Genomic DNA, 11,317 nt, shown 5'->3' with positions numbered 1-11,317 from the left:
ACGTAATTCCTGGATGCCCGCCGGGTCAAGCAGCGCCGTGCGGCGGCCTGTTGGGCATCGCGGTGCGCCACCCACGGGGTTACGCAGCGTGAATCACCGGAGCACTCATGGACGCCCCTGGGGTCCCTCACGCACCTCATAACCCTCACGGCACTCACGTACCAGAAAATTCGCATGGGGAGAGGAGGGGTCCTCGGCGAAATGCGTACGCTCGGCGCGGCGCCACCCCTCCCAGAACTCCGTCAACTCCGGCCCGTCCCGCCCCATCCCTCTCGCGTGCGCCGCGTCCGCCGGCATGTCCATCCACACGAGCGCCGCCAGCCACGGCCTGAGCGCCCGCCTGCCCGCGCCCACGCCTTCGACGAGCACCACAGGCGCGGGCGGGAGCTGAGCCGTGTGCGCGTACGTACGGTCCACCCAGTCGTAGACGCCGTACCGGGCCGGCTCACCCCGGCGCAGCGGCGTGAGGACCTGCGCCGTGAGCCGCTCCGTCCAGGCGAACAGCGCCTCGTGGGACGCCAGATCGTCGAGCCGGAGGACCGGCGCGCCGCCGAGCGCGTCCGCCAGCCGGACGGCGAACGTCGACTTCCCCGAGCCCGCGTGCCCGTCCACCGCGGCCAGCCGTACGGGCCCGAGCGACGGCGGCAGCCCGGACAGCAGACGGGCCAGGGCGGGGAGGCCGTCCGGGACCGGGGCTGCCGGGCCGTCCGGGGGCGCGGGGTGCGGGACGGGCCGGTGGGGCGGCGGGGGCTGCGGAGACATCGGGGACCAGCGTACGGCGCTGCTCACGTCAGTGGTGGAGGCCACTGACAGGGGTGCGCCCGGGGCGCGCCGAGGGCGCACGGCTCTGGTTGTGGCGGCCCCGTAGCGGGGATAGTTGGGTGCGAAGGTGTGCGTGACGTGCACCTGCCGCTGCCGGGCAGCGCGCCCGGCCCAGGGAAACCGACTCGGGGAGCCCCGCCATGAACCACAGATCCGCCACGCGCCGCACCGTACTGGCCGCCGCCGTCGCCGCGGCCGCGGGTGCGGCAGCCACCCCGGCACTGGCCGCCGGAGCGCCGGCGCGGCCGGGCAGGCCCGGCAAGGAACCCGGACGGGTCTCCTTCCACAGCTGGACCTCGCGCGGCGACTGGGACTCCGGCGAGGCGGCCGGCACCCGCACGGTCGACAACGGCAGGCCCGGCATCGTCATCGGCACCCCGGGCGGCACCACGGACTACCGCGACCCGCACACCGGACGCACAGCGCGCTGGGAGTACGCCACCTGGACCTCGCGCCCGCAGAAGGCGGCCGTCCCCGCGGGCGAACTCATCGTCTCCTGGAACGCGCACACCCCCGCCGGCACCTGGATCAAGACGGAACTCTCCGGCACGTACACCGACGGCACGCAGACCCCCTGGTACACGATGGGCATCTGGACGTCGGGCGACGGCACCGACGTACCGCGCCGCACCTCCGTCGACAACCAGAGCGACGGCAAGAGCAGCATCTCCACGGACACCTTCGCCATCGACAACCTCGCGAGCGGACTGCGCCTGACCACATACCGGTTGCGCGTCACGCTGCTGCGCGCCCCCGGCGGCAGCGCGACGCCGACGGTCTGGCGGCTGGGCGCGATGACCTCCGACGTCCCCGACCGCTTCACCGTCCCCGCCTCGAAGCCGGGCCTGAGCGGCGGCGCCGAACTCCCCGTCCCGCGCTACTCGCAGGAGATCCACAAGGGGCAGTACCCGGAGTACGACAACGGCGGCGAGGCCTGGTGCAGCCCCACGTCCTCGCAGATGATCATCGAGTTCTGGGGCCGCAAGCCCACCCCCGCCGACCTCGCCTGGGTCAACCCCTCCTACGCCGACCCGCAGGTGTGCCACGCGGCCCGCTACGTCTTCGACTACCAGTACGACGGCTGCGGCAACTGGCCCTTCAACGCCGCGTACGCCGCCACCTACCGCGACATGCAGGCCGTCGTCACCCGCCTCGGCAGCCTCAACGACGCGGAGCGCCTCATCGCCGTCGGCATCCCGCTGATAACGTCCCAGTCCTTCATCAAGTCCGAGCTCACCGGCGCCGGTTACGGCACGGCGGGCCACCTGATGACGGTCATCGGCTTCACCCCCGCGGGCGACGTCATCGCCAACGACCCCGCGTCCCCCAGCAATCCGGCCGTCCGCCGCGTCTACAAGCGGCGCGAATGGGAGAACATCTGGCTGCGCACCAAGCGCAAGAACGCCGACGGCAAGGTCGTTTCGGGTACGGGCGGCGTCTGCTACCTCTACTTCCCCACCCAGCTCACCCCCGCCCAGAAGCAGGCCCTGCGGGACGTCGGGGTGGTCTGACAGCGACAGGAGGCCGGGCCCCAGCGAACTGCGCTGGGGCCCGTCGGCCTCAGCCCTCCTCTGTGCTGACGCAGAACAGCTTGCCCGCGGAGGAGGCTTTCTTGCCGGAAAGGAGGTCCGTTGCCGGACCGGTGAGCTTGTTGAGCGGCTGCGAGTACTGATCTTCCAGTTTCACGCAGGGCGTGGACTCGCCGGCGGATGCCAGCCCGGCGCCACCGAAAACGGCCGTCGTGGTGAAGGCGGTCACAGCCAGAACAGCGCGTGCGCGCATACGTTCCTCCAGGTCACGGGGATGATCATCCTGATGAACGCCGGAGGGGCCGCCAGGTTACGCATCAGCCCTCTGCTGGTGCTCGCCGACGGACCGGTGGAACCGCGTGGACCCGAGCACTCACTCACACGCGTTCAAGAGCGCGTCACTGACGTCGCTCTGATGGCGGACGCCCTCCCGTTTCGTGGACAACAGCCCGGTGAGATAGACGAAGACCATCTGCCGGTGAGGATCGGCCCAGGCCAGGCAGCAGTTGCCGCCGTTGTGGCCGAAGGTGTCGGGAGAGCTCAGCTTTCCCATCGACAGCGTTCTGTCGCCGGAGCCGGGACCGCCCAGCTCGAAGCCCTGGGCCCACCGGACCTCCACCCCCAGCGTCCGGTCGACTTCGCCGTCAGAGGTGGAAGACCGGAGCGCCTCCTGGAGCGCCGCCCGCGGCAGGACCCGTACGCCCTCCAACTCGCCCCCGTTCAGCAGTGCTTGGTAGAAGCGCGCCATGTCTCTGGCGGTGGTGGAGACACCGGCGGAGGGGATGACGGCCCGCCGCGTCGCGCGGCGGTTCGCCACCGGACCGCCCAGCCGGCCGAGAAAGCCCCGGCCGCGGATCGGCACATGGCGGTCCCACATGTGCGGCGGCAGCCCCAGATGCGTGTCGGCCAGACCCAGCGGCTTCAGGAACTCCTCGTGCAGCGCCGCCTCGACCGGCCGGCCGGTGACCCTGCGCACCACCTCCCCGAGGACGAACCCGTAGGCAAGGAGCTGGTAGGCGCAGACCCTGCCGGGCTCCCACCTCGGGCGGGCCCGGGCGATGTGTTCCAGCGAGCGGTCCCAGTCGTCCATCACCGCCACGTCAGCGACCAGTCCCCGCGCGTGCGACATGCCGGAACGGTGCTGCAGTACGTGCCGGAGTGTGACCGCTTCCTTGCCGTACGAGCCGAATTCCGGCCAGTGCCGGGCGACGGGATCGTCCAGGCCCAACCTGCCCTGCTCGGCGAGGAGATGGACCAGCAGCGCGACATAGGGCTTGCTCGCGGAGAAGGTCCACATCAGTGCGTCGGGCCGGCACCCCACTGCCGTGTCCAGCAGAACGCGGCCTTCCCGCATCACACAGACCTGCGCTGCCGTTCCGCGCGCACGCACCAAGTCCATCGCCCGGGCGAGGCCCTCGGGGTTCACACGCAACAGCCCTTCTCTCCCTCGTACGTCAGGAACCACGGACTGCGTACGCGCCGATTCGCCCGCCACCCTACTTGCCCACGAGGCAAAAACCTGAAATCTCGCAAAAGTGAACAAATGACGCGTCGTAGCATTCAGCGTCGGCCACCCCGCGTCCGTGCGGCGGCCGGCGCACCGGAGAAGGTCCTCCAGCAGGTCCGGCCGGGGCGACACCCTCCCGTCGTGTGCCGTTCGCTTCGCCTCTCTATGCTCCGGCGTCCCGCCAGCGTGTGCCGTCATATCCAAGGAGCCGGGCCGTGCGCCTCCTCTGCAACGTCCGGGCGTCCTGGGGCAGTCGCTCCCGCCCGGCGTGCCTCTTCGCCGCCATCCTCCTGACGGGGCTCACCGCGTGCAGCGGGACGCCCACGGTCTCCACGGGCCACGACGAGGGCAGATCCCCGGACGGCGGCCGAGCGGAACAGCCCGCGCCCTGCGGCGGGGAGACGCCGTCCGGCCGCGTCTCCTCGGGCCGTACGTCCTCTCCGGCGCCCACGTACGAGGACGTCGCGTACGCCGACGGCTCGGACGCGCAGAAGCTGGACCTCTACCTTCCCGAAGGGGCCGGTAAGGAGACTCCGCTGATCATCAACGTGCACGGCGGGTCCTTCCGGCAGGGCGACAAGGCGATGGAGAAGCCCAACATCGCGCACCAGCTCCGTCAGGGCTACGCGGCCGCGAGCCTCAACTACCGCCTCAGGGGAGAGGCGTTGTTCCCCGCGGGCGTCCAGGACGTCAAGGCGGCCGTACGGTGGCTCCGCGCGCACGCCGGCGCGTGCGGCTTCGACCCCGAACGCTTCGTGATCTGGGGCGAGTCCGCGGGGGGCTACATGGCGCAGATGGTCGCCGTCACCGGCGGCCGGAAGACCATGTTCGACGACCCGGCCCTCGGCAACGCGGGCGTCTCCTCCGCCGTCCAGGCAGCGGTCGTCTGGTACGGACTCAACAACTTCGCCGCCATGGACGGCCAGTTCCGGCAGGACACCCCCAAGGCGTGCGGGCGCCTGCACCCGCGCGACGCCGCCGAATCCTCGGAGTCCCAGTGGCTGGGTGCGGCCCTGCCGACGATCCCGGAGAAGGTACGGAAGGCCGACCCGCTCACCTACCTCGGCACGGCGCGCGATCTGCCACCGTTCAGCATCGCCACCGGCGACGCGGACTGCCTCGTACCGCACCAGCAGTCCCGCGACCTCCACAAAGCAGTCCGCAAAACCGGCACCCACTCCGAACTCACCATCGTCCCCGGAGCAGGCCACGGCCCCGAGGTGGACCGTGCCCAAGTCGCCTCCGCGCTGGACTTCCTGAACAGGACCTTTCAGCGGTGAAGTCCGCCGGCCGCCGCTGAAGCCCCGAGTGTTCCTCCTCGCGAGCGACGAGCATCGTGGACGGGCCATCCTGCGCGGTGCCGGGGTTCACGAGCGGCGGCACGCTAGGCCGCAGGGTCGTGGCGCCAGTGCGGAGGGCGGTCGAGTGTTGTCGGGAGGCGTGTTGTGGCGTTTCCGCGGGCCGCGTTGAGCTGGGGCTGTGTCAGGAAGAGGCTGCCGCCGAGGTCCGTGCCCCGCAGATCCGCGTCACGAAGGTCCGCGCCCGTCAGGTCGGCCGCGTACAGGTCGGCGTTCCTGAGGTCGGCGGCGATCAGATACGCCCCGCGCAGGCACGCGCCGCGCAGCGCACCGTCCCGGAACCGCGCGCCCATCAGATCCGCGCCCCGGAGGTTCTTCCTGCGGCCGGGCACCCGTGCCCGCGCCAGATCGCCCGCGCGCAGCAGGAGCGCGTTGACGTCGTGCCGGAGCGCCGGAACGTCCAGTCCGGCGAGCTCCGCGGCGCTCCCGCGCGTGAGTGCTTCGATGTCGCCCTGCGCACGCTGGAGTTCAGGGTGTACGGGGCCGGCGTCCGGCAGTGTGAGCGCTTCCGCCACGTACCGGAGCAGCTCGTGCAGCTGCCGCATCACGGGGAACACGTCGAACATCTGCCGCGCGGTGTCCGGGAACTGCCGCCAGTCCTCGCCGCCGAACGTCACTTGGGAAACCTGCTGCCCGGCGCCGAAACAGTCGTAGACGGTGCACCCGGGAAAGCCCTTGTCGCGCAGCCGCTCATGGATGCCGCAGCCGAAGTCGGCCTGCAGATTGGCGCACGGTTCCCCCGCCTTTTTGTCTACCGCGAAGTCGGCTCCCGCAGTGAACGGCAGTGCGACACAGCACAGTCCGAAGCACTGCGCGCAGTCAGCCTGCAGAACGGTTAACCGGTCACCGGCAGAGGACGTGCCGGACTCGTGAGTCACCTCGGGTGCACTCCTGGCGCGAGCGAATCTACGACCGCCGGACGGCGGTCGATGGCGTACAGGAGACAAACGTAACGAATCCTGTGGTGAAGCTGTCTACCGACTTTTCCGGTGGCTAGTCTCCGCTCCTTCGTGGAGGGGGGATCGTCATGAGGATCCGTGCGATTGCTGTCGCTGTGGCGGCAGGCTGTTTGGTGTTCACGGGTGCGTGCTCCGGCAGCACCGATGACGGGAGCAAGGATTCCGGGTCGTCCAAGACCAAGGACAGCGGCAAGAAGTCCGCCAAGAAGTCGGCGAAGAAGAACAGCGACAAGGGGGCAGGCGCCGACAGCGGCAAGGCCGGAATGGACGATGTGACGGTCTCGACGTGCAAGTTGGACGGGGTCACCAGCATGGCGTCCGCCGTGGTGAACATCGTCAATCACAGCACCAAGACGTCGAATTACATCGTGCAGGTCGAGTTCCTCGACAAGTCCGGCACGCGTGTCGACGAAGGGCTCGCGGCAACCAACAACCTGGCCGCGAAGCAGGAGACGCAGCAGACGGCCCAGGGCCTCCAGCAGCTCAAGGGCACCGTCAAGTGCAAGATCACGGATGTGACCCGGCTCGCCAGCTAGGCCACTGTCCGACGGGGCCCGTCGGCGCAGCACTTCGTACGGGCCCCGCCGTACCCCGGAGCGCTGCCCCGGGCTTCAACGTGCGTTGCCGCACGCGCCGTTGACCGGAACCGACCGCTGTCAGGCGCCCACCGAGCCGTCCACGCCCTCGCGCAGGAAGTCCGCGTGGCCGTTGTGGCGGGCGTACTCGTGGATCAGGTGCAGCATCACCAGGCGCAGGGACACGTCCTCCCCGCTCCTGGGGTGACGCCCCGTCACGTCCAGGGAAGGGGCGGCCTGTTCGACGCGACGGGCGTGGGCGATCTCCGCGCGCCATGCGGTGAACGCCCCCGGGGCGGAGGCCGACCGCGCGTCGTACGCCGTCTGGAAGTCGTACTCGGCGGACCACACGAGCGGTATGTCCTCGCCGTCGATGACCCGGCGGAACCATGTGCGTTCCACCTCGGCCATGTGCCGCACCAGGCCGAGCAGCGACAGCGTGGACGGCGGCATCGACGTACGGCGCAGCTCCTCCTCGGTGAGGCCCTCGCACTTCACAGCGAGCGTCGCACGGTGATAGTCGAGATATGCGCGCAGCGTCTCGCGCTCACCCGCGGTCAGAGGCGGATCGGTACGTTCGGTCGTCACGCCGCCCTCCCTTCAGTCGGACGGGACCTCGATTGAGCGAGGCCCGACGTGCGGAACGCCGAACGGATCGTACTCACCGGCGATCTGGCCGCGGGCCCGCTTCGTCCGGCACGCCGGCCGCATTCGGCGGCTCACCGCACGCAGAACCCCCCACGCCCTGAGCCCGGACGGCCAGGGCGGAAGGGGGCAGCGGGGCAACGGAGTTCCGGGCGCTGCCTCAGTGGCCGGCGGCGCCCCACACGTCGGGCCCGCCGCCGCGCCACTCGATGAGGTCGGGGTCGTCGAGCTGGATGCGGTCCTGCGGGAGTCCGGCGCGGCGCAGGAATTCCTCGACGTCCTGCGCTCTGTGGGCGGTACCCAGCGTCTCTGCGTGGGCCGTGACCTGCCGCCCTCCGTCGGGGGAGGGCGGGTGCACGACAATCGGAGGGGTCATGTCCTCAGCGTGCGACCCGCCCCGGCCCGGCGCATCCCGCGGCGCGGCACGATCCTGTGAATTCCGCAACGCGGCACGCCCCGGCACGCCCCGGCCCACCCCTGGCGCGGCCCCGGCGCGGCACAAAACCGGGTGCTCCATCGCCGCCCGCCCCGCACACTGGCGCGATGCCGCAGCTGATCGCACCCGACGTCCGGGTCCACGCCTCGTATCTGGCCGCCATGGACGAGTTCCGCGCGGAGGGGCGGGGCGGAGCAGACGACGACACCGCGCTCGGTCTCGGCCTGCGCGAGTACGGGGACCGATGGCACGACCCGGAGGTCTTCGCCGAGTACGTCCAGCGGATACGTGTCACACACGGCCCCCGCAGCCTGCTGCAGTACGACGTGGAGTGCACGACCCTCTGGTACGTGGACGGCACGACGTATCTGGGACGGCTCGCCATCCGGCACCGTCTCACCGCGTACTGGCTGCACCTCGGCGGACACATCGGCTACGAGATCCGTCCCGGCGCCCGCCGCCGCGGCCACGCCACGGCGATGCTGCGCGCCGCCCTGCCGTGGGCGGCACGCCTGGGAGCCGACCCGGCGCTGATCACCTGCGACACGGACAACACCGCTTCCCGACGGGTCATCGAGGCGTGCGGCGGCGTACTGGAGGACGAGCGCGAAGGCAAGCTGCGCTACTGGACACCGACCACACAGGGCAGCCGGAAACCGGCCACGCGTGCCGGCGCACCGGAGCAGCGCAATCCCCGTACAGGGTGACCGGACACGCCTGAGTGAATCGCACAAGAGGCGCCCGGTCGCTCGCCGGGGCGCGGACGCGACTTGACCCATCGGTCGAACTTCCGATCGACAATCCACCCTCCTGAAGCCGTGACAGCCACTCCCGAGCGTCGTTTTTCCGAGCATCCGTCCGAAACGGCGTCAACGGAGGAGTGGTCATGCTTTCCCGTTCAACAGTCAGTGCCTCCCACTCGGAATTCGAACAATCCCGTCACAGGCGGGTGGTCGACGTGTTCGTCCTGCTGCACCGCGACGACGGCAGGGTCCTTCTGCTGCGCAGGGCGGGCGAGGTGTACGCGAGCGGGCTGCTCGTGCTGCCCAGCGGCCATCTCGAGGCCGGCGAGACAGTCGTCGACGGCGCGGTCCGGGAGACGTACGAGGAGGTCGGAGTCTCCCTGCCGCGCGGCGAGTTGGAGTTCTGCCACCTGATCGACCACCGCAGCCCCGAGGGGCAGCAGCGGCTCGGCGTCGCCTTCACCGCGCAGCGCTGGAGCGGCGAGCCGTACAACCGCGAGCCGCACAAGCACTCCCAGCTGATCTGGGCCGATCCCGCCGCGCCGCCGCGCGACTGTGTGCCGTACGCCGCGGCGCTGCTGACCCGGTTCGCGCAGGGCGCCCTGCTGTCCACCGACGGCTACCCGCCGCGGCACCGCGCCGGGTGAGCGCCCGGCAGAGAACGCCGCGGGCAGCACAGCCGGCACAGGCACCACGGCCGGCACCAGAAGCGGGAGCGACGGAGAGGGGCACTGTGGACGTCCGGGTCTCGGAGGCCGAACGCGAGCTGTTCGGCGGGAAGTTGCGCTACGACCAACCCTATGTACGGCACGAACAGCCGCTGCTGCACGTCGGGTTCTGGGGCATGGCGAAGGCGCTGCCCCGCATGGTGGGCGTCGTCGTGCGCGCCGCCTGGGCGGTGGACAGGCCCGCGCTGTGCGGGGTGGTGGCGGCCGAGCTGGGGCAGGGCCTGGCCGGAGCGTTCGGCCTGGTCGCCACCAACAAGGTGCTGTCCGAACTGTTCGCGGGCGGCCCCACACCGGAGCGGCTGCGCCAGGCGCTTCCCGCGCTGGCCGCCATGGCGGCGGTGGCCGTGTGCGCCGCCGTGCTGGCCGCCCTGTCGGTGGCCATGTCCGGCCGGCTGGAGCCCCAGGTGGAACGTTCGGTGTCCGCGCGCTATTACGCGGCCGCCACCCGCGTGGAGCTGAGCGCCACGGAGGAGCCCGCCGTCCAACGGGTCCTGGAGGCCGGGAGATTCGGCACGGACTCGGCACGCCGCATGATCGGACTGTCGGTCGCCGTCGTGAACGCGCTCGTCGGCCTCACGGCGGCCGGCGCCGTCCTGGTCACCCTGCACGCCGCACTGCTGCCCATGCTGCTGCTCGTCGCGGTGCCGCGCGGCTGGGGTGCAGTGCGGTCCGCGCGCCGCGAGTACACCTCACGGCGGCACTGGCTCGACCACCGGCGGGCCATCGCGACCCTCGTGCAGTATCTGACAATGGCGCACGCGGGACCGGAGATCCGCGCGCACGGCGCGGGAGGGCTGCTCCTGCGCGCCTACGGAGAGATGTCCGGCTCCATGGAGGACGAACAGCGGCGCCTCGCCCGCGCACAGGCCGGCACCCACCTGGTCGCGTCCGGACTGTCGGGCGTGGCGGCCCTCGGCGCCTACGGAGTGCTGTGGCTGCTGCTCACCGGCGGCGGCATGCCCCTCGCCGTCGGCGGCACCGCCGTGATCGCCATCCGTACGTCCACGGCCCGACTGACGTCCCTCGTCATGCAGTTGAACCGGATGTACGAGGAGACGCTCTATCTCAACGACACCGAGGAGGCCTGCGAGGTCGCCGGCCGGCACGCCATCCCGGGCACCGGACTGCCGCTGCCCGGCGTCGTACGGGGCATCCGCCTCGAGGAGGTGACGTTCACGTATCCGGGCGCGGAGGCGCCCTCGCTGGACGGGGTGAGTCTGACGGTGCCGCGCGGCGCCGTCGTCGCCCTGGTCGGGGTGAACGGCTCCGGCAAGACGACCCTCGCGAAGGTCCTCGCCGGGCTGCTGCTGCCCGGCTCCGGGCAGGTGTGGTGGGAGGGCGAGACGGCCGGTGCGCGCGCCTCGGTGGAGCTGCGGGAGGCCGACCGTTCCGAGGTGTTCGGCCATGTGGCGCTGCTCGGACAGGACTTCCCCCGCTGGCCGATGACGGCGCGGACGAACATCACCATCGGCAGACCGTGCGAAGGCCCGCCGGACCAGCGGCGGCTGGAGGGCGCCGCTGGGGACGCCGGCGCGCGTGCGCTCGTCGAGGGGCTGCCGCACGGGTGGGACTCGATCGTGGTGAAGGGGTACGAGCGGGGCACGCAGATCTCCGGCGGGCAGTGGCAGAAGATCGCCAACGCCCGGATCCGCTACCGGCACGCACCGTTCGTCCTCGTCGACGAGCCCACGTCGGCGCTCGACCCGCAGGCCGAGATCGACGCCTTCGAGGGGCTGCGGCGGATGACCGACGACGGCACGACCGTCGTACTGATCACCCACCGGCTCGCCGCCACCGCCACCGCCGACCTCATCTACGTCCTGGACGAGGGCCGGCTGGTCGAACAGGGCGACCACCAGGCCCTGTTGGACCGCGAGGACGGCCTGTACCGCGCCATGTACGAGGCACAGGCCGCCCAGTACGGGAAGGTCCCCAGGACCCGCGCGGCCCCCGACTGACCGGACAGCGGGGGCGTACCGGTGACAGGCTGACGGGCCCGGCGGCGTACGTGGGTG

General features: G+C 71.2%; 12 protein-coding genes. 6 read left to right on the top strand and 6 right to left on the bottom strand.

Features of this window, described 5'->3' with window-relative positions:
- Positions 1-105 precede the first annotated feature (105 nt).
- Positions 106-762, bottom strand: a complete 657-nt coding sequence (locus AC3AGO_RS06775; protein WP_487819212.1) for a uridine kinase family protein — start codon at positions 760-762, stop codon at positions 106-108.
- Between the two features lie 200 nt (positions 763-962).
- On the opposite strand from AC3AGO_RS06775, the gene AC3AGO_RS06770 reads away from it, so the two are divergent.
- Complete coding sequence (locus AC3AGO_RS06770; protein WP_487819211.1) at positions 963-2,333, top strand: C39 family peptidase; 1,371 nt, start codon at positions 963-965, stop codon at positions 2,331-2,333.
- Positions 2,334-2,382: 49 nt separating this feature from the next.
- On the opposite strand, the gene AC3AGO_RS06765 is transcribed toward AC3AGO_RS06770, so the two are convergent.
- Positions 2,383-2,604, bottom strand: a complete 222-nt coding sequence (locus AC3AGO_RS06765; protein WP_487819210.1) for a hypothetical protein — start codon at positions 2,602-2,604, stop codon at positions 2,383-2,385.
- Positions 2,605-2,724: 120 nt separating this feature from the next.
- Complete coding sequence (locus AC3AGO_RS06760) at positions 2,725-3,777, bottom strand: serine hydrolase domain-containing protein (protein ID WP_487824559.1); 1,053 nt, start codon at positions 3,775-3,777, stop codon at positions 2,725-2,727.
- A 296-nt stretch (positions 3,778-4,073) separates the two neighbouring features.
- Here AC3AGO_RS06760 and AC3AGO_RS06755 point away from each other — a divergent pair, with 296 nt between their 5' ends.
- Positions 4,074-5,138, top strand: a complete 1,065-nt coding sequence (locus AC3AGO_RS06755; RefSeq protein ID WP_487819209.1) for an alpha/beta fold hydrolase — start codon at positions 4,074-4,076, stop codon at positions 5,136-5,138.
- A 104-nt stretch (positions 5,139-5,242) separates the two neighbouring features.
- On the opposite strand, the gene AC3AGO_RS06750 is transcribed toward AC3AGO_RS06755, so the two are convergent.
- Positions 5,243-6,094 carry a pentapeptide repeat-containing protein gene (locus AC3AGO_RS06750; RefSeq protein WP_487819208.1) on the bottom strand — a complete coding sequence of 284 codons (852 nt, stop codon included), beginning with the start codon at positions 6,092-6,094 and terminating at the stop codon, positions 5,243-5,245.
- Between the two features lie 149 nt (positions 6,095-6,243).
- Between AC3AGO_RS06750 and AC3AGO_RS06745 the strand changes: the two genes are divergently transcribed.
- On the top strand, positions 6,244-6,711 hold the full coding sequence (locus AC3AGO_RS06745; protein WP_487819207.1) for an FxLYD domain-containing protein: 468 nt from the start codon (positions 6,244-6,246) through the stop codon (positions 6,709-6,711).
- Between the two features lie 120 nt (positions 6,712-6,831).
- Here the strand turns inward: AC3AGO_RS06745 and AC3AGO_RS06740 are convergent, their stop codons facing one another.
- Together AC3AGO_RS06740 and AC3AGO_RS06735 are read right to left on the bottom strand one after the other, a co-directional pair.
- Positions 6,832-7,338, bottom strand: a complete 507-nt coding sequence (locus AC3AGO_RS06740) for a DinB family protein (protein ID WP_487819206.1) — start codon at positions 7,336-7,338, stop codon at positions 6,832-6,834.
- Between the two features lie 217 nt (positions 7,339-7,555).
- Positions 7,556-7,771 carry a hypothetical protein gene (locus tag AC3AGO_RS06735; RefSeq protein ID WP_487819205.1) on the bottom strand — a complete coding sequence of 72 codons (216 nt, stop codon included), beginning with the start codon at positions 7,769-7,771 and terminating at the stop codon, positions 7,556-7,558.
- Positions 7,772-7,938: 167 nt separating this feature from the next.
- Between AC3AGO_RS06735 and AC3AGO_RS06730 the strand changes: the two genes are divergently transcribed.
- The 3 genes from AC3AGO_RS06730 (at position 7,939) to AC3AGO_RS06720 (ending at position 11,260) form a co-directional block, all read left to right on the top strand.
- Positions 7,939-8,538, top strand: coding sequence for a GNAT family N-acetyltransferase (locus AC3AGO_RS06730; protein ID WP_487819204.1), 600 nt, complete (start codon positions 7,939-7,941; stop codon positions 8,536-8,538).
- A 242-nt stretch (positions 8,539-8,780) separates the two neighbouring features.
- Positions 8,781-9,221, top strand: coding sequence for an NUDIX domain-containing protein (locus AC3AGO_RS06725; RefSeq protein WP_487819203.1), 441 nt, complete (start codon positions 8,781-8,783; stop codon positions 9,219-9,221).
- Positions 9,222-9,307: 86 nt separating this feature from the next.
- Positions 9,308-11,260, top strand: a complete 1,953-nt coding sequence (locus AC3AGO_RS06720) for an ATP-binding cassette domain-containing protein (protein ID WP_487819202.1) — start codon at positions 9,308-9,310, stop codon at positions 11,258-11,260.
- Positions 11,261-11,317: the final 57 nt, after the last annotated feature.

The organism is Streptomyces sp. BL1, assembly GCF_057628045.1.
This window is presented reverse-complemented; position numbering and strand designations above follow the sequence as displayed.